The organism is Salinivirga sp., assembly GCF_055145285.1.
The window spans coordinates 1-19,317 of the sequence record NZ_JBSRDC010000017.1 but is presented as its reverse complement, the minus strand read 5'-3'; the positions used below and the strand labels follow the sequence as shown (position 1 = coordinate 19,317).

Annotated in this window: 17 protein-coding genes; 11 read left to right on the top strand and 6 right to left on the bottom strand. The window is 39.0% G+C overall.

Annotated features, from left to right (window positions below):
- The first annotated feature begins 45 nt into the window (after positions 1 to 45).
- Complete coding sequence (locus ACTB0Y_RS03195; protein ID WP_463205349.1) at positions 46 to 531, top strand: transposase; 486 nt, start codon at positions 46 to 48, stop codon at positions 529 to 531.
- 13 nt (positions 532 to 544) lie between these two features.
- On the opposite strand, the gene ACTB0Y_RS03190 is transcribed toward ACTB0Y_RS03195, so the two are convergent.
- Together ACTB0Y_RS03190 and ACTB0Y_RS03185 are read right to left on the bottom strand one after the other, a co-directional pair.
- On the bottom strand, positions 545 to 2,410 hold the full coding sequence (locus tag ACTB0Y_RS03190) for a PAS domain-containing sensor histidine kinase (RefSeq protein WP_463205348.1): 1,866 nt from the start codon (positions 2,408 to 2,410) through the stop codon (positions 545 to 547).
- Positions 2,411 to 2,620: 210 nt separating this feature from the next.
- Entirely contained in the window at positions 2,621 to 3,976 is a 1,356-nt protein-coding gene (locus ACTB0Y_RS03185) for an FAD-dependent oxidoreductase (protein WP_463205347.1), read from the bottom strand.
- Between the two features lie 367 nt (positions 3,977 to 4,343).
- On the opposite strand from ACTB0Y_RS03185, the gene ACTB0Y_RS03180 reads away from it, so the two are divergent.
- Complete coding sequence (locus ACTB0Y_RS03180; RefSeq protein ID WP_463205346.1) at positions 4,344 to 4,787, top strand: nuclear transport factor 2 family protein; 444 nt, start codon at positions 4,344 to 4,346, stop codon at positions 4,785 to 4,787.
- A 39-nt stretch (positions 4,788 to 4,826) separates the two neighbouring features.
- Here ACTB0Y_RS03180 and sfsA read toward each other — a convergent pair whose 3' ends face one another.
- Positions 4,827 to 5,531: a DNA/RNA nuclease SfsA gene (gene sfsA, locus ACTB0Y_RS03175; protein ID WP_463205345.1), complete on the bottom strand. Its 705-nt coding sequence runs from the start codon at positions 5,529 to 5,531 to the stop codon at positions 4,827 to 4,829.
- Positions 5,532 to 5,534: 3 nt separating this feature from the next.
- On the bottom strand, positions 5,535 to 6,302 hold the full coding sequence (locus ACTB0Y_RS03170; protein WP_463205344.1) for a DUF6567 family protein: 768 nt from the start codon (positions 6,300 to 6,302) through the stop codon (positions 5,535 to 5,537).
- Between the two features lie 105 nt (positions 6,303 to 6,407).
- On the opposite strand from ACTB0Y_RS03170, the gene ACTB0Y_RS03165 reads away from it, so the two are divergent.
- The gene (locus ACTB0Y_RS03165; RefSeq protein WP_463205343.1) at positions 6,408 to 7,601 is read left to right on the top strand and encodes an MFS transporter; all 1,194 of its coding nucleotides are present in this window, start codon (positions 6,408 to 6,410) and stop codon (positions 7,599 to 7,601) included.
- 164 nt (positions 7,602 to 7,765) lie between these two features.
- Entirely contained in the window at positions 7,766 to 8,851 is a 1,086-nt protein-coding gene (locus ACTB0Y_RS03160) for a 3-oxoacyl-ACP synthase III family protein (protein ID WP_463205342.1), read from the top strand.
- A gap of 61 nt (positions 8,852 to 8,912) precedes the next feature.
- Here the strand turns inward: ACTB0Y_RS03160 and ACTB0Y_RS03155 are convergent, their stop codons facing one another.
- Positions 8,913 to 9,860 carry a GNAT family N-acetyltransferase gene (locus ACTB0Y_RS03155; protein ID WP_463205341.1) on the bottom strand — a complete coding sequence of 316 codons (948 nt, stop codon included), beginning with the start codon at positions 9,858 to 9,860 and terminating at the stop codon, positions 8,913 to 8,915.
- Between the two features lie 237 nt (positions 9,861 to 10,097).
- Positions 10,098 to 10,928 carry a glycerol acyltransferase gene (locus tag ACTB0Y_RS03150; protein ID WP_463205340.1) on the bottom strand — a complete coding sequence of 277 codons (831 nt, stop codon included), beginning with the start codon at positions 10,926 to 10,928 and terminating at the stop codon, positions 10,098 to 10,100.
- Between the two features lie 262 nt (positions 10,929 to 11,190).
- Between ACTB0Y_RS03150 and mraZ the strand changes: the two genes are divergently transcribed.
- From mraZ to murD, 7 genes are read left to right on the top strand one after another with little or no spacing between them, the layout of a single operon-like run.
- Entirely contained in the window at positions 11,191 to 11,655 is a 465-nt protein-coding gene (gene mraZ, locus ACTB0Y_RS03145) for a division/cell wall cluster transcriptional repressor MraZ (protein ID WP_463205339.1), read from the top strand.
- Complete coding sequence (gene rsmH / locus ACTB0Y_RS03140; protein ID WP_463205338.1) at positions 11,652 to 12,551, top strand: 16S rRNA (cytosine(1402)-N(4))-methyltransferase RsmH; 900 nt, start codon at positions 11,652 to 11,654, stop codon at positions 12,549 to 12,551. Before mraZ ends, rsmH begins: the two co-directional genes overlap by 4 nt.
- Positions 12,551 to 12,949, top strand: a complete 399-nt coding sequence (locus tag ACTB0Y_RS03135; RefSeq protein ID WP_463205337.1) for an FtsL-like putative cell division protein — start codon at positions 12,551 to 12,553, stop codon at positions 12,947 to 12,949. The genes rsmH and ACTB0Y_RS03135 overlap by 1 nt, the downstream gene beginning before the upstream one ends.
- Positions 12,946 to 15,069 (top strand): penicillin-binding protein, encoded by a 2,124-nt coding sequence (locus ACTB0Y_RS03130; RefSeq protein ID WP_463205336.1) that lies wholly within the window; start codon positions 12,946 to 12,948, stop codon positions 15,067 to 15,069. The genes ACTB0Y_RS03135 and ACTB0Y_RS03130 overlap by 4 nt, the downstream gene beginning before the upstream one ends.
- Positions 15,069 to 16,520, top strand: coding sequence for a UDP-N-acetylmuramoyl-L-alanyl-D-glutamate--2,6-diaminopimelate ligase (locus ACTB0Y_RS03125; protein WP_463205335.1), 1,452 nt, complete (start codon positions 15,069 to 15,071; stop codon positions 16,518 to 16,520). Before ACTB0Y_RS03130 ends, ACTB0Y_RS03125 begins: the two co-directional genes overlap by 1 nt.
- 6 nt (positions 16,521 to 16,526) lie before the next feature.
- Positions 16,527 to 17,771, top strand: coding sequence for a phospho-N-acetylmuramoyl-pentapeptide-transferase (mraY, locus tag ACTB0Y_RS03120; protein ID WP_463205334.1), 1,245 nt, complete (start codon positions 16,527 to 16,529; stop codon positions 17,769 to 17,771).
- A 2-nt stretch (positions 17,772 to 17,773) separates the two neighbouring features.
- Positions 17,774 to 19,120 carry a UDP-N-acetylmuramoyl-L-alanine--D-glutamate ligase gene (gene murD / locus ACTB0Y_RS03115; protein WP_463205333.1) on the top strand — a complete coding sequence of 449 codons (1,347 nt, stop codon included), beginning with the start codon at positions 17,774 to 17,776 and terminating at the stop codon, positions 19,118 to 19,120.
- Positions 19,121 to 19,317: the final 197 nt, after the last annotated feature.

Genomic DNA, 19,317 nt, shown 5'->3' with positions numbered 1-19,317 from the left:
TTTTTTATTTTTCGTACATTATTTTTGACATTTTGTATAGAATTTATGAATAAAGAGTTTAAACAGGGTAATTTTTTAGATTTCTTTATCTTTGTGAAAAAAGGTATGTCTGTTTACACTCAAAACATTTACCACGTTGTTTTTAGCACATTCAGCCAGGAAGAAACCATCAAGACCAATGGTCAAAAAGTGTTATTCAAATACATTTGGGAATTATTAAAAAATAAAAATTGCGAGTTATACCGCATTAATGGCACTGCCAATCACTTGCACCTGGCCATGAGCCTACAACCGCTAATTGCGCTTAATTCGATGGTAAAAGATATTCAGCAATCAACCACAGAATTCATTACAGAAAGCCACCTTTTCCCTGATTTTGCAGGCTGGCAGGAAGGATATGCGGCATTTAGCCATTCTTATAAAGAAAAAGCAGAACTGGTGAACTACATTAAAAGTCAGGAAGCTTTTCACGAAAAACACACCTTTGAGGAAGAAATAACGCAATTAAAGCAATTGCATGGTTTGAATTAAATCAAAAGCAGCATCATTGCTGTGCCACGGTAAACAATAACCGTGAGCCCTTTTCTTCTCCTGATTCCACATAAATAGCACCACCAAGCAACTCAACCAGACTTTTGCTTATGGACAACCCCAGCCCTGTACCCTCATAATTACTGGTATGCCCATCGTGTAACCGATGAAACCTTTCAAAGACCTGGGCTTGTTTATCTTTTGGGATGCCAATACCAGTATCGCTCACAAAAAAAGTTAAATTACCTGGATCATCGTGCGTATAGCCAAAGGAGATGGTACCCTCGCGTGTAAATTTCAATGCATTGCTCAACAAATTATTGAATATTTGTTTTAATCGCAATTCATCTGAAATAATCCAGCTCTTCACATCAGGAAGGGTCTTGTGTTTTTCGAGCTGAATGTGCTGTTCTTTATTGAAAAGCTTCATTTGGAATGCGTCAAACAGGTCATCTACCATATCATTCACATTAACTTCTCTGCGCGAAATTGTAATCTGATTGGCTTCAATTTTCGATAAGTCCACAATATCATTAATCAACTGCAATAGATGGTTGCCCTGCTTAATTATTGTATTGATGTAGGCCTCTGTATATGTACCTTTAAGGGCTTCGCTTTCAAGAATGAGTTCTGAAAAACCAATAATGGCATTCATAGGTGTACGTATTTCATGGCTCATATTGGCCAAAAAATTGGATTTTAAACGGTCGCTTTCTTCTGCCTTGAGTTTCGCTACGGCCAGCACAGCTTTTTGCTGCTTGAGGAGTTGATTGATGCTGCGTAGCTCATTATTTGAAGTACGCAATTCCTCTTCAGCTGTCATCAATTCTTCATTTTTCTCTTTTATAATTTTCTCATTGTATATACGCCGGGTGATATCCCTAAAAAACGATTGTAAGGTTTCGTCATCAATACGTTTTGAGTGCATTTCTACAATAATACGTTCTCCATTTTTCCGGGTCATTTCCCGCTCTCGTCGCAGCGTTTTTCCATCCAATACACGCTGATAATCTAAAGGTTTTTGTTGCAAAATGTCAGTTGGAAATAATTTATCAAGTGGCATACCAATAAGTTCTGCTTCCTGGTATCCGGTTATACGGCAAAAACTCTCATTGACACGTGTAATATTACCTTTCAGGTCTCCGGTTACAATACCATCAGCGGCGAGATCAAAAAGGGCTTTATATTGCAAGCGACTTTTGCGCACCTTCTCTCTTGCATCACGCTCTTTGCGCAGGAACCGGACCTGCTGAATATAAAAAACCAGTAATACGGCCACCAACACAATTATCAATAAAGGTATTAAGCGAAGTAAAATTGTTTTATTCCAATCTTCTACGGTAACGTCCATCCCAAGAACGGCCAGCATTTGGCCATCTTTCGAAAATATGGGGATTAATGAAGTAAAAAGCGTTCCCCACCGATCTGTAACCGGCCCAACGGTAGCCGGTACTCCAGTCTTAAAAGCAGTTAAATATTCGTTAGAAACTTCAGTGTATACTAATCCGGGAGGCGCATAATCTTTTGATGCAGGTTTTTGAGCATCCACCAAAAATTTAATTTCCCCAGTGGGCGTCTGACGCATTAAATACAAATACTTGCAGGGTTTATATGCCACCCTGATATCCGTTAACTGCTGCTTAATGCGCAAATAATCTGGTGATTTTAAATCTGTTCCATTACCGGAAAGATTTTTTAACCTTTCAATATTTATTCCATAAGCCACAATTTTTGCACGTTGTAACAAATTATTGCGCATTTTATTGTGTACGCTGTTGGTGGTATAAAATACTACACCTAAGCCAAAAATGGTTATAAAGGCAATATATAACCAACTTTTAGTTTCTGATACAAAATTGAGCTTACGAAAAAAATTCAAGGTCGTCTGGTTTTAGAGCAATTTACAATTTTTATTTTACAAGTTATATATAATTATTTTTTTTGACATTATATATCGTATCGTTCAATACATTATCATTCATTAATAAGGTGAGGATTATTAAGCTAAGTCTAAATAAGGCATGATCAATAAAAAAGAGGCAACCACAAAAGTGTGATCACCTCTCTTACTAACTAAAATTATAATATTCTATTTATGAAGTTGAGCAATAATACCTTCAGCCGCTTTAATCAGAACATTTTTGGTAGGTGCAGTGGTAAGCAATGGGTGCGTTCCGATCTGGAAAGAAACAAGTTCATAAACCGTTACGCGTTTTTGAATTGCCAGACTTATTGTATTGACAATTTCGCCTGCTGATTTACCACCCCAAACTTCGCCACCTAACACGCTTCCGTCTGAGATGGAGGCAAAAAGCTTTACAGTTAGCGGCATGGTATCATCCAGCGTTCCGGGATGTCGGTCTACATCACTAAATTTTGCTGAAATAAATTCAACACCCGCCTCGTGTGCTGTATTCTCATTGACACCTGCTGAAGCCATCGAAAGATTATTTACCTCTGTAGAGAATACGCCCAATGTGCCGGCAAAGCAGCGCTTAATTTTTATACCAAACATGTTGTATCCCAAAATACGTGCTTCCGCTGTAGCAGTAGAAGCCAACATAATATTGTCTTCACGTCCTGTTAAAAAACCAATTGTAGCTGCACAGTCGCCTACTGCGTAGATTTTGTCTTTATTAGTACGACCAAAATTATCTATCCGTATTGCTCCGATACTATTAAGATCCACACCAGCATCTTCAGCCAGAGATGTATTAGGTTTGTAACCAATGGACATTATCACCATATCGGCTGGGATAGTTTCCCCATTAGCAGTAACCACTGATTTAACCTTACCGTTTTCTCCTTCTAAATGATCGACTTTTGTTGATGTCAGTACATTCAACCCGGTTTCTTGAAGCTTTTCGGTTGCTATGGTAGCCAGTTCTTTCGAAAAAGCCTTACTAAAGCACTGTTCTTCAAGCTCTATTAACGAAACATTTGCTTTACCTTCGAGATGCATTTGCTCGGCTACTTCGGCTCCAATAAAACCGCCCCCGATAATTACAATGTTTTCGGCATGATTGGCTTTCTCCTGAAGCTGTTCAATGTATTCATAACTTTTCTTTACATAATATACACCTTCCAGATCGTAACCTTTGATAAATTTGGGAACAACAGGCTCTGATCCTGTGGCAAAAACCAATCTTTCAAAACCATATTCAGCCCCGGATTCCAGGGTAATCTTTTTGGCTTCCAAATCAACTTTAGATGCACGGTCAATAATGATTTCTCCGCCAGCATCAACAAAGGATTTTGGACCCATTGCATTTTTTGAGACGTCGTCTAAACGGTGAAAAACATAAGGAATACCGCATGGTACCAAGCCCTTATCTTCCTCCCCAATCATCAAAATATCTTTATCAGGATTTTGTTTTTTTGCAGTCACTCCGGCGATTATTCCGGCTGGTCCTTTTCCTAAAATTATTACGTCGTATGTTTTCATTTTTCTTAATTTAAAATTGTGCTGCAAATTTAGCAGGATTGTATCACATATTGAAGCATAATGATGTGTAATTATATGGATATTTGGAGATTAAGAGTAGCTTATACTAAAATATTTATTTGTCTTTTTGCCTAATTACCAATACATTAAAACACTAAAATGATGTTTAAAGTTATTTATAACGAATATAAATTCTGAACCATGGTTCAATTTACTCAATTAACTCATTTCTTAAGTGCACACTACATGAAGACAATTGCGATATTCCATAAGACATATTAAAAACATTTATTTCTATTAATCAACTCATTATAAAAGCTGGCAAAATTTTAGGTAAATTGCAGCGTATAACCTAAATATTATAATTATGAGTTATTTCAAATTTGCACTTACAATACTCGCATTGACTTTTGCAGCCTCGACAAGCATGGCTCAGAAGGATGAAGGAATGATTAAAAATGTTATCGAAGAAGGGTATGTTCAGGGCCTTCATAACCAGGGTGACCTTAATAAAACTGCAGCCAGCTTTCACCCCGGTTTTAATCTTCTGGGGGTGCGCAATAACATGCTTACCAAATATCCGATATACTCCTGGATAGCGTCAAGTAAGAACCGCAGAGAAAAGTCAGAAGATAAAAGAATGCTCAAAACAACAGCAAAATACCCTATGATTGATATAACCGGTAATTCAGCTGTTGCGAAAGTCGAACTTTACCGGGAAGGGAAGAAAATATTTACGGATTATTTATCTTTATACAAATTTGAGGAGGGCTGGCGTATTGTGAGTAAAATTTACCATGATCACAGATAAATTGGGATTGCCCGGGGCCAGGTTCCCGGGCTTTCAACTTCAATCTGCTCCTGGCCATTCAAAAGGAATTTCTTTAATCAGCCGGATGTCCTTCGGAGCTACTTCAGCTTGCATTGCAATCACTTCAACACCAGAATTCATGGCTTTACGCAAGGTATTGGAATAATCCGGGTCGATTAGGGTTGCAGGCCCGGCTTTTGCAACGTCCATTCGCTGAACCACATAAAACATAACCGCCCGCATCCCTTCCTGCTTCACGCGCATTAATGTTTCGAGGTGTTTTCGCCCACGTTCGGTTTTAGCATCAGGAAATAATGCAAATTCACCCTCCTTCATTGTTACATTTTTAACCTCCACAAAGCAGGTCTCCTTTTCATTTTTGGCCATTACATCGAAACGGCTATCCTGAAACTTAACTTCCCGTTTCACTTCGTCATAACCGGCAAGTGCAGGTACATCATAGTTAAGAATTGCGTCGTAGGCTAAAAGGTTAGGATGGTTGGTATTAATTCCTACCCATCGATCGTTAATCTTTATCATTTCCCAGGTAAACTTCGTTTTCCGCTTGGGGTCATTCACCGGAGTCAGATATACCTCAGCGCCTTCTTCGAGGCATGTTTTCATGGAACCGGAATTGGTACAGTGCGCCGTAACCTGCTCACCACTATCTAATTCTATATCGGCTAAAAAACGTTTATACCTTTTAATTAAGCGACCATGTATAAGTTCTTGGGAAAACTCCATTTACTATTGTTTTTGTGAATCCTTTCCGGGTTTTTCTATCTCGTCGTAATCGACCTGTTTATATTTACCTCCCTGGATAAAAATTAAAGCACCTCCATGATTCATACCTTCAACTATACTCTCCCTTTTTTCATATTCATCCTGAACCCGTATTTTATAGATTACGTTATCACCAATTTTAAAGTTTTTAAAACTTCTGCCAGATTTTTCCCCCCAGTACAAGTTTGAAACTTTTATTTTTTCCAACTGAAAATGCCCCAATGCGTCAAAATAAAAAACAATGCCCTTATTATCTGACAATGAGACAACCCGTCCATTAAGCACTTCTCCATTGTTTAAAAACATCATCTTATCGTTAAGGGAAACATCTTCAGTAGACAATGTTTTATTTTTCAGGAATTGATGCTCATACTTTTTAGCATAAGTAATTTTCAACTCATTGTCCCATTCCACCACATCACCAATGATCATTATTTCGTGCTTCCTGAATGGGCCAATCCAGGTACGTTTTGAATTTACAACAATATTTTCTAAAGTTTGGTTTGCATCAAGAGGATAGGACATGCGCAAATTCCTGTATGCCTCAGATACAAGCATATCTTTAGTTAAACCCCCAATACCCAAAAGGTACGTGGCTTTACTATACCCTACAGCAAAATCAACATATTGATGACTTTCCGTTGAGTGATTAACATTAGTTGAAATATTTCCCTGGTGTACTGCACATGAGGTGAGTGCGAAAAATACTAAAAAAATACCGAGCTGTTTCATTTTAATTAATTTTACAATTTGCAACAAAGATAATATTTGTTTTTACAAAGCATTTTTCAACAATTATATATAAATTGAAAACTACTTTAAAACACTGATATACAAATGCAGCAAAAAGGCAATAAAAAAGTAATAATCACGATCTTCTTAATTACGTTATTGGCCGTAATGGGGGTAGCGAGCTTAACTCCGGCATTTCCGACCATTGCGAGACACTTTAATCTGAGCATGGAGGAAATAGGTCTCTTAATCACAGCTTTTACTATTCCAGGTATTTTTATGGCACCCTTAATGGGGATCCTTGCCGATCGGCTGGGTCGCAAAGCGGTGCTTATTCCATCCTTAATACTATTTGCATTGGCCGGTGCTGCCTGCGCTCACACCAACAATTTCAACACCTTATTAATACTGAGGGTCTTCCAGGGTTTAGGGGCTGCTTCGCTGGGCTCGCTCAATATAACGCTGATAGGTGATCTGTTTGAAGGCAACAGACGTGCTGAAATAATGGGCTACAATGCCAGTGTTTTGAGTATCGGCACAGCCTCTTACCCGGCTATTGGAGGAACGTTGGCGCTGCTTAACTGGAAATTTATATTCTATTTGCCGCTGTTAGCCATACCTGTAGCCATTATGGTTTTGATAACATTGAAAACGTCAAAACCTGATAACGGGCAAGATGTAAAAACATATTTTAGAACCTTATGGAGCATTGTTAATCAAGGTTATGTGTGGGCACTATTTAGCATGAATATATTGGTATTCATCATACTATATGGAGCATTTCTTACATTTTTGCCTTCCTTTTTGGAAACCACTTTCCAGTCAGACTCGTTTGAGATTGGCATCATTATGTCGGCCATGTCACTCACTACGGCAGCTACAGCAACTCAACTCGGAAAAATCACGAAACGGCTTAACAAAAAACAAATCATATCAGTTGCATCGCTCTCCTATTTTATGGCACTAATTCTTTTGGCCTTTTCTACAAAAATTATTTATGTAATTTTTTCTGTAGTGTTATTTGGTATTGGTCAGGGACTTTTCATTCCAACCATTCAAACATTGTTAGCCGGAATAGCATCCGTAAGAGAGCGTGCATCAATCATGTCTATTAACAGTATGGTCTTACGTATTGGTCAATCCCTGGGGCCAGTAGTAGTGGCATTTTTCTTTATTAATAAAAATTTTATGTGGGTCTTTCTGGCAGCATCAGCGTTCGCTCTTACCATATTTATCATCAATAACATTTTTCTTCATTTACATAAAAATGAAACAAGAGATTCAACTTTTACGCGATAAAGTTGTTTTATTTTTTTTTTACACTGATATTTACAGGCACAAATCCTATTTGGAATTTTTATACCCGGAGCTGTTCTACATATTTCAGTATCAGCCTCCAAGCTAATAATTAATTCAGATTCGATTCATCAATAAATATAATTAACTGTCAAAACAAATTGACCATGAGTAAGTCCATTTACAGTATCATTACAGGAACGGGGTGTTATATTCCTACTGAACGAATAAAGAACGAAGATTTCTTAGTTAACGAATTTTATGAATCCAATGGCGAGAAAATCCAGAAGACAAACGAAGAAATCATACACAAATTCTCCGAAATAACGACGATAAAGGAGCGTTTATATGTTTCAGATGATTTAGTTACTTCTGACATTGCATTTTTTGCAGCACAAGATGCAATAGAACGTGCTTCGATAGACAAAGAGGGCCTGGATTATATCATAGTTGCGCATAATTTTGGAGATGTAAAGGCCGGAACCAACAGAACTGAAATGGTACCATCGCTTGCCGCAAGAGTAAAATACAAATTGGGCATCGAAAATCCGGGATGCGTAGCATACGATATAGCCTTTGGTTGCCCCGGCTGGTTGCAGGGGATTATCCAGGCAGACTATTTTATTAAATCTGGCGACGCAAAAAAAATATTGGTCATCGGAGCCGATACATTGTCGCGCATTTCTGATGTCCACGATCGTGATAGCATGATTTATGCTGATGGTGCAGGTGCTACGATTTTAGAAGCAAAAGAAAGCGAAACCCCCGTTGGTATTCTCGCGCATCAAACAAGATCTGACACCATTGAATACTCCCAGATGCTTTACATGGATAAATCTTACAAACCAAGCAATGAGCCATCAGAAGATTTATTCCTGAAAATGAACGGCCGGAAGTTATATCAATATGCTTTGGAAAACGTACCACAGGCTATTAAAAGTTGTCTTGAGAAGAGCAATACCCATCTACATGATGTAAAAAAGGTACTCATTCATCAGGCCAATGGCAAAATGGACGAAGCAATTTTAAAAAGACTTTACAAATTGTACGACATTAAGGATGTTCCTGAATACACCATGCCCATGACAATTTCGTGGATGGGCAATAGTTCGGTTGCAACTATCCCAACGCTTTTAGATTTGATTTTGAAAGGAGAATTGGAATCGCATTCCATTGAAAAGAAAGAATCAATTGTATTTGCATCAGTTGGAGCAGGAATGAACATTAATGCGTTAAGCTACAAGATGCCTTAAAAAATTCGGAAGATTGATAGTGATAATATTTTAAAAAAGGCCGTTTTACAATTCTGAAAATTTATGAATTGCGGCCTTTTTTCTGTTCTATATAACTTTTAACATGTCTTTCTATTTTTGATGGGTAAATATCATTTATTATAATCATAATAGCTGTTTCTTCTACCCCACCAAAATATTTATTGAATGACGTACCAAAAGTTTTCATTGAAGGAGATAAATTCATATAAGCATTTATCAGGGGAGGTATATTTTCTCCTAATTTCCTTACATTCTGCCTTAATATTTTTTTGTTTTCCTCGTAATTATCCCCATCAAAAAGTTCATCATAGGCCTCATAGTCAATCCCAAGCTCCATGGGATCAATAAGCTCCATAAGGTTTGCATCATCAGAAAACTGCTTTTGCAAAAAGTATAGAATCATGTTCCGTGCTTCTTTATTAAAATGCGGATACATGGTTACTTTACCGAAAAAATATCTGCTTTCAGGATGCTCAACGACTAAGGCCCCAAGCCCATCCCACAGATTATCCAGGGCAAAAATACCTTTTCGTGTTTGTTTGGAGGATTGATAATCAGGATGAACAAATGAGCGGCCCAATTCTATCGTATATGGCAAATACTCTTTTACAAATTTCTCACTAAAATTAAATAGTCTGTAAGTGGCCAACTGCAAAACGCCATTCTCGTCGCGCTGTGCTTTATTACAAACAATATAGCGATATCCGCCAAGGATAAGGCGCTCTTCGGGTGACCAAACAATCAATTGGTAATATGGCTCCTCCTGCATATCGAACTTATCCAAATCCAAGGATTTACCGGTTCCCCCGCCAGCCACGCGAAAAGTATATTCACGTAACCGTCCTACTTCTTTTGTAAGATTAGGGGCAGTGTGATAAGTAAATGCATAAATCTCGTTATGCCCATAATTGGTATAACGCACAAATTTATCGGGAGTAAGTTCTTTCTCCAGCAATTCTGTTGGTATGGGTTCAATAATTGGCTCCATTCAATTTATTTAATCCTCTGGTTCTACACAAAAAACAGTCCGTACTGTTTATATTTAATAGCAATAAAAATGCATGTATTCTGAAAAACAGCCCCATTTGGGTGAAATTATGGCTAAAGTACACTTTCGCTTCAAATAAAAGTTCCTACCGCTCTCAAAAAATGTCGGGCCATATTATTTTCAACAATCCAGAAAAGCTGCAAAACATTGAAAAATGTCCAAATATAATGAATATCATTATTTCGGCTTGAGAGAATAAGCAGTTTTTTTTATTTCAGCAGCCCACTCGTTGGCTGACTTTTCATTAGTCAACGATTTATATGATATTGGGTTTCCAAAATACACATCGAAATGCTTATTACACTGTTTAAAAACCTCATCGGGCAAATAAAACATCTCAATATTAGCTTTTATACCCAACCGCTTACGCCATTGCGCTACACGATAAAACTTTTTCGAATTATGTCCCTCGAAATACACAGGCACAATATCGCGCTCATATTTTCTTGCCCGGTTCACAAATGTACGTTTCCATTCCAGGTCGGCTATTTTGCCTTTCACTTTCCGGGAAACAAGGCCAAAAGGAAAATCCAGAATTGGATGATCGGATTTAAAAGCCTCATCAATTACTTTAATAGCTTCGCGACTATGCGAGCCATGTTTATTAATGGGTAAAAACAAAGGATCGTAGTTCTTGATAAACAAAAGTAAATCATTTACCAACAACCTGGGCTCACCCCAGATTGAAGCTATCAAATCCGCCATTATTACACCATCAAACCCTCCAAGCGGATGATTCGATGCAAAAATATACCTTCCTCCCTTTGGAACACGATCTGTATGATGTGCAGTATAAGTTACATTAAAATCTTTCAGTATTGCACGTACAAAATCATTCCCGAATTTATCGGCATAATCATATAATATACGGTTAAGCTCTTCCTCATGAATCGTACGCTTCAGATACCGCATAATAAAGCCAGGTATAGCTTTGGCCAAACGCCTGTTCTTGGAGGCAATAGCCTCTTTCAAATCAAGTTGTATGGGTGTTATACTATTATCTTCCATATCAAACTATAACTTTTAGCATGTTTCAGATGCATTTAGTAATAACAATTTTCCCCCACAAGGGTTGATGGTTAATGCACATTACGACAAAAATAGAAAAAATTATGTATCATTCCAGTATTTCTATATTAGAGCTAATTTAATATCAACTTTCGTTCCGAATGACCCGCCAAAAGTTATCAACAATGTGGGAAAAAGTGGGTAAAAGTGGTTGCACGTGGGAAAATTTGTTGTAATTTTACTTCTGTTAATTCTGTGCAGCATGGTAACCTTTATTGGAGAATTTAATTTAAAAATCGATACTAAGGGAAGATTGGTCTTTCCATCAGCCCTTAAAAAGCAGATTACAGCAACTGCACAGGATAACTTTGTCATAAAAGAAGATTTATTTGAAGCATGTTTGGTGCTTTATCCTATGGAAGAATGGGAGCGTCAGAATTCCATTTTGAGAAAGAAACTCAACCCATTTAATGCAAAACACAATATGTTTTTGCGTGGTTTCGCCAAAGGCGCTGCAGAACTGTCACTTGATGGCAGTAGTCGTCTGCTGATACCCAAACGATTGCTTGAATATGCAAGTATAGACAAGGAGGTTGTGCTGGCCGGGCAAAATGGAAAAATAGAAATTTGGTCAAAAGACCGTTACAGCGAATTATTTAATCAAGAAATTGATTACTCCAAATTAGCCAGCGAGGTAATCGGAGACAGTTTAAATCCTGAAGCATGACACAATACCACACACCGGCATTATTGCAAGCTTGTATAGACGGGCTGCAAATTAATCCGTCGGGCATTTATGTAGATGCCACGTTCGGGGGTGGCGGGCACAGTTTGGCCATATTAAAAAAACTTGGCACAGGCCGCCTTTTCGGGTTCGACCAGGACGATGATGCTCTGGAGAACGCACCCGATGACGAGAAATTTACGTTTGTGCATCACAACTTCCGGTTTTTAAAACACTTTATGCGTTTTTACAATGTGGAAGACCTTGATGGCATACTTGCTGACCTGGGCGTATCTTTTCACCACTTCGACACTGCCGAGCGAGGCTTTTCTTTCCGATACGATGCCAAATTAGACATGCGAATGAATCGGCGAGCTACATTAACGGCAGAAAAAGTCATTAATGAATACGCACCTGAGCAATTGATGGACATTTTCAGAAACTATGGTGAATTGCGTAATGCAAGAAAGTTAGCTCAGGTAATTTTAGAGGCAAGAAACAAAGAGAGAATTGAATTAACGGGACAACTCAAAGAACTCGTGGCACCGTTGTTCCCAAAAAAAGCAGAAAACAAATTCCTGGCTCGTTTTTTCCAGGCAGTTCGCATCGAGGTTAACCAGGAAATACCTGCTCTGGAAGCGTTGCTTACAGACGGGACACAACTGCTTAAACCCGGAGGTCGTTTTGCAATAATTACTTATCATTCTCTTGAAGACAGATTAGTAAAAAACTATTTTAAATCGGGCAACATGGAGGGTGAAATTGTAAAAGACTTCTATGGCAACCCACAGGTTCCGTTTAAGGTAATTACACGGAACGTTATTGTTCCTGATGAAACAGAAATAGCAAATAATCCCAGGTCAAGAAGTGCCAAACTCAGAATAGCAGAAAAGAAATAATGGAAGACAGGCAAGCAGAATATCAGGAATTTGATGACTTTCAGGGACAAAAGCATAAAAAATCAAGCAAACGAAACATCCTGAAAGACATCGTTGATGGTTCAATTTTAACCAATGAATTCTTTGTGTCAAATTTGCCATTTATGTTTTTCCTGGCATTTCTGGGAATCCTGTATATCGGAAACAACTACCATGCAGAAAAGATGGTACGAAAAACAAAAAAGCTGGAACAAGAACTCAAAGAATTGCAACCCGAAGCTATAGCAACATCGTCAGAACTTATGCAACAAAGTAATCAGAGTGAGGTTGCGAGATTACTGAGTGAAAAAAATCTTGATTTAATTGAATCAAGGGAGCCGCCAATTAAAATTGTAGTAGACAAAAACGCTTTTGAATGAGCATACGTGGTGAAATAATTGGTCGTATTGGGTTCGTTTATGGAGCCGTTGTGGTAATAGCGCTTATAATTATAGGTGCTATTTTGAATATTCAGTATGGACAGGCAGAAAAATGGCTCAAATATGAAAGAGTAAACTTTCGTGAAAGGACCATTACGCCAACCCGTGGCGACATACGCGCACGCGACGGCAGGCTGCTGGCAAGCTCGGTTCCCGAATACGAAATCAGGATGGACATGGTGCCTGAAGCGCTCACTTCTGAGATTTTCAAATCCAAAGTTGATTCTCTGGCCCTTTCTCTATCAAAACTATTTAAAGACAAAACTAAAGAAGCATATAAAAAAGAACTGATGGCTGCACGCTATCGCAAAGAACGTTACTATTTAATTCAAAGAAATGTTAGTTATCATCAGCTCAAGAAGCTTAAAGAATTTCCGATTTTCAGAAGAGGCCAGTATAAAGGTGGGTTGATTGTAAAATCGAAAAGCGAACGCAAAAAACCCTTCAATAGCCTCGCGAGCAGAACCATAGGATATGTTTTTCCGGGAATAAAAGTTGGTGGAGTAGGCATTGAAGCTGCTTTTGACAGCGTTTTGGCCGGTATGCCCGGAAAGCGAATGGAAAAACGGATTGCTGGAAACTATTGGAAACCGGTGAACGACGATGCCACAAACGACCCTGTAAATGGAAAAGATGTCGTTACAACAATCGACATCAACATACAAGATGTGGCGCATAATGCACTCCTGCGAATTCTGAAAAAACATAACGCCCGACATGGTACGGCTGCACTCATGGAAGTACAAACCGGCGAAATACTGGCCATAGCCAACTTGCAAAAAAACGATAAGGACAAATATTATGAAACGTTCAACTTTGCAGTGGGCGAAAAAACAGAACCAGGCAGTACCTTTAAGCTACCCGTACTTATGGCAGCCTTAGAAGATGGCTATGTAGACATTAATGACAGTATTGATACAGGAGACGGATTTGCTAAATATTACAACCACATCATTAGAGACTCCAAGTTAGGAGGTTATGGCAAAATAACAGTTCGGCAGGTTTTTGAATATTCCTCTAATGTAGGTATGACAAAAATCATCACCCAGCATTATCAGGGACGTGAAAAAGAGTTCGTTGAGCAGCTGTATGGCATGCATTTGAATGAAAAAACAGGGGTCTGTATTCCTGGAGAAGCCAGTCCATACATCAAATATCCCGGCGACAAATTTTGGTCCGGGATATCCTTACCGCAAATGTCTTACGGGTATGAGCTACAAATGACTCCGCTACAGGTACTCATGTTTTACAATGCTGTTGCAAACGGTGGAACAATGGTAAAACCCCGATTAATCAAAGCTATTCAAAACCACGGAAAGACAATTAAACGATTCCATCCTGAAATAATTGACAAGCGCATAGCATCACCGTCAACAATAAAAAAAGCACAAATCATGCTCGAAGGGGTTGTAGAAAACGGAACTGCCCGCAATTTAGCCAATCTGAATTTTAAAATTGCCGGAAAAACAGGTACTGCACAAATTGCCAATAAAAAATACGGATATAAATATCAATCGAAAGTTAGCTATCAAGCCTCCTTTGTAGGCTACTTTCCGGCAGAAAACCCAAGATACTCATGTATTGTGGTCGTAAATGAACCTTCGAACAGTCAGTATTATGGTAACGCGGTGGCTGGTCCGGTATTTCGTGAAATCGCCGACAAGGTATATGCAACACGACACGAAATGCACACACCACTTAACGAAGTTAGGGCTGACATAGAAGAACTTATACCCTACTCTCTGTCAGGGAACAAGAATGATATTGCGTACCTGCTCAATGAATTTAATATTCCAATTGACGATAACAGTGGTAGCACTCCCTGGGTTGTTACCACCAAAACAAACGAAGATGTAAAATTCCAAAACAGACTTATCCGGGACCAAATTGTGCCAAACGTTGTAGGCATGGGTATTAAAGACGCTCTCCCTTTACTCGAAAACGCAGGCTTTAAGGTAACTTTCAGAGGGCACGGAATCATTACAAGCCAGAGCTTGAGAGCCAATGATGTATATCAAAAAGGGCAGCACATAAAATTAACTTTATCAAACAAATTTTAGTGAAAAAATTAACTGACATATTACGTGGATATCCATACCAACTAATAAGTGGCAAAGAACAGTCGCCTGTAAGTTCAATTGAATTTGACTCCAGAAAGGTAAAAAAAGACAGTTTATTTATTGCCATTAAAGGTGCTGAGGCAGACGGGCATCGTTTCATAAATATGGCCATAGAAGCCGGCGCATCAGTAATTTTGTGTGAAGACACACAGCATATCAAAAACAACAATGCCACAATCATACAAGTAAAAAACACACGGGAAGCCCTCGCCTGGATTGGAGCACAATGGTATGACAATCCATCGGAGACCATGAAAGTTATAGGCATAACTGGCACAAACGGAAAAACCACAACGGCCACGATGCTCTATAATGTTTTTCGCCAATTGGGGTACCCATGCGGATTATTCTCCACTGTGAAAATCCTCATCAACGATTACGAAAAACCCGCAACCCATACCACTCCCGACCCACTTGCCATACAGGAATCTATGGCAGAAATGCGGGATGCAGGATGTGAATACTGTTTCATGGAAGTAAGTTCACACGCAGTTGATCAGGACCGTGTAAAATATATAAACTTTGCCTGCGGTGTTTTCACCAACATCACCCAAGACCATTTGGACTATCATAAAACATTTAAAAGTTACATAGAAGCCAAACAAAAATTCTTTAATCACCTGAACAATAAGGCTAAAGCTGTTTACAATCTGGACGACAAAAACGGCAGCATCATGGTACAAAACACAAAAGCAAAGCGCATCAGTTACAGCCTGAAAAAACCATCCGACTTTAAAGCCAAAATCATAAAAAAAGAGATGGATGGCACGATGCTGCAGATTAATCAAATCCAGATGTGGACCATGCTAACAGGTGTTTTTAATGCTTACAACTTAATGGCCGTGTATGCCACTGCAGCACAGTTTTATGATGACAAGCAGGAAATATTAAAGGTACTAAGCAAACAAAAACCGGTAAGAGGTCGATTTGAGCATATCATCTCACCCAAAGGTGTGCATGGCATTATTGATTACGCACATACACCGGATGCGGTAGAAAACGTACTTTCAACAATAGATGAGGTTCGAACTGGCAACGAACAACTAATTGTAATAATTGGTGCCGGAGGCAATCGCGACAAAACAAAACGTCCGCTTATGGCACAAAAAACCTGTCAATTTGCAGATACGGTAGTATTCACATCAGACAACCCACGATTTGAAGCACCCGAAGCCATTATTCAAGATATGAAAACCGGCATCCCAATAAATTTTACTGGTAGAGAATTCACAATTGAATCCCGCGAAGAAGCCATAAAAGTAGCTGTTGGATTTGCAAAAGCCGGCGACATCATAGTCATTGCAGGCAAAGGACACGAAACATACCAGGAGGTAAAAGGTAAACGTCATCATTTCGATGACCGTCAAATATTATTAAAGCATTTTAAATAAGCACCTATGTTATACTATTTGTTTGATTATCTTCAGGAAATAAATGTGCCGGGTTCCGGCATGTTCCAGTATATTACGTTCCGGTCGGCATTGGCCATCATTACATCGCTCATTATCTCAATGCTGTATGGGAGACGCCTGATACGGTACTTACAAATCAAGCAAATTGGAGAATCGGTAAGAGACCTCGGGCTCGAGGGTCAGCTGCAGAAAAAAGGAACCCCGACCATGGGCGGGCTCATTATTATAGGCTCCATTTTAATTCCCACGCTTTTATTCGCAAAACTGGAAAACATCTACATCATACTCATGCTTATTACCACACTATGGCTGGGTGGAATTGGGTTTATTGATGACTATATCAAAGTATTTAAAAAACATAAAGAAGGACTCGCAGGAAAATTCAAATTACTCGGGCAAATCACGCTGGGTTTAATAGTTGGCCTGGTTATGTGGCTGCACCCTGATGTGGTTATACGTGAAGACACCCTTAAACCAGGAACAAAAACGGAAATTACCGAGGAAATATCGACAGCAGCACCAGCAGAAAACGTTCATAACACCAAAGCTACACGAACCAACATTCCATTCTTTAAAAACAACGATGGTGATTATGCTACACTTTTTGAACTATTCATGGATAATGAAACGGCTCAAAAATGGGGTTGGGGCTTTTTTATCGTAGTAGTAATTTTCATCATTGCAGCTGTTTCGAACGGTGCAAACATGACAGATGGCTTAGATGGACTGGCAACAGGCACCTCAGCCATCACCGGGGTTACACTGGGTGTGCTGGCCTACCTCTCCGGTAACCTTATTTATTCCGATTATCTCAACATTTACTACATCCCCTACACAGCCGAACTTGTAGTGTTCATGAGTGCATTTATTGGTGCAACCATTGGTTTTTTGTGGTACAACTCCTATCCTGCACAGGTATTTATGGGCGATACCGGAAGCCTTACCATTGGCGGTATTATTGCTGTTTTTGCCATTCTTATTCGCAAAGAACTTCTGATACCCATACTATGTGGAATATTCCTCGTAGAAAACCTTTCGGTAATTATGCAGGTATCGTGGTTCAAATATACCCGGAAAAAATTTGGAGCCGGCAGACGAATTTTCCGCATGGCTCCTTTACACCACCATTATCAAAAATCAGGAATGCCTGAGGCAAAAATCGTTACACGCTTCTGGATTATCGGGTTACTGCTTGCTGTAATAGCCATATTAACCCTAAAAATTCGCTAAAAATGAAAACACAACACCCACATATTGCAGTTCTTGGCGCCGGCGAAAGCGGTGTTGGATCGGCTATTCTTGCACACAAGCAGGGTTTCAATGTGTGGGTTTCGGATAATGGTAAAATAAAACCAAACTATAAAGCAGAACTGGACCAACACAATATCCCATGGGAAGAAAAAGGGCATGATGCAACAAAAATCCTTGGGGCACAAACCATTGTAAAAAGCCCGGGCATACCAGAATCTGTCCAAATTGTACAAAAAGCACTGGAGCAAAATATTGAAGTGATTTCTGAAATAGAATTTGCAGGTCGTTACACTTCTGCATTTATAATCGGGATAACCGGCTCCAACGGAAAAACCACCACCACGATGTGGACTTACCAAACATTGAAAAGAGCAGGTCTTAACGCAGGTATGGCTGGTAATGTCGGACAAAGTTTCGCACGTCAGGTAGCTCAAAACAATTACAACTATTACGTGATTGAACTTAGCAGTTTTCAATTAGATGGCATGAAACAGTTCAGATGCAACATAGCAATTTTGCTTAACATCACACCTGACCATCTCGACCGTTACAACAATGTTTTTGAATCTTACATTGCTTCAAAATTCCGCATTACACAAAACCAAACCAAAGATGACTACCTAATCATCAATGCTGATGACCCGGTAATCAATACACACATGCATTTCAATGAAGGGAATGCACAAACACTGAAGTTTTCCACATTAGAACCACCTGAAAAGGGAGCCTGGTTAAATAACGACAAAATAATTTTTAATAGCATAAACAATGAATTTGATATGATTTACACAAAGCTTGCTCTTGAAGGAAAGCACAATGCCACCAACGGCATGGCCGCCGGCATTGCAGCTGATATATTGCGCATTAGCAAAGACAATATAAGAGAAAGCCTGATGACTTTCAGTGGCGTTGAACACCGTCTTGAGCCTTTTATATCAGTAGGTGGCATAGAATTCATCAACGACTCCAAAGCCACCAACATCAATTCCACATGGTATGCGCTCGAAAGTATGCGCAAACCGGTTATATGGATTGTGGGTGGTATTGACAAAGGCAACGATTACAGCGAATTAGAAGAGCTTGTACAGCAAAAAGTAAAAGCCATTGTTTGTCTGGGCACAGATAATAAAAAAATTAAAGATTTTTTCAGTGGCAAAGTAGACCATATAGCCGAAGCATTTAGCATGAAAGATGCCGTATCAATGGCTTTTAACATGGGCAAAAAAGGTGATTGTGTATTGCTTTCGCCTGCTTGTGCCAGCTTCGATCTTTTCGACAATTACGAAGACCGGGGCAACCAATTTAAAATGAGCATAAGAGCACTGTAAACGAATGGAGCCATAACAGTAAGTTTAATACACAGCCTGTTTCACGAAAGCGGAAAGTATGAAAATAAAGAAAATGGGGTATCTGATCATCTCCCGTAAAGTTTTATCTTTACGAAATGAAATATCCGGCAGATCAAATGGAATTTGAAGAAATGTTTAAATCGGAGCAAGCCTGTATTGATTACTTGGTATCATTG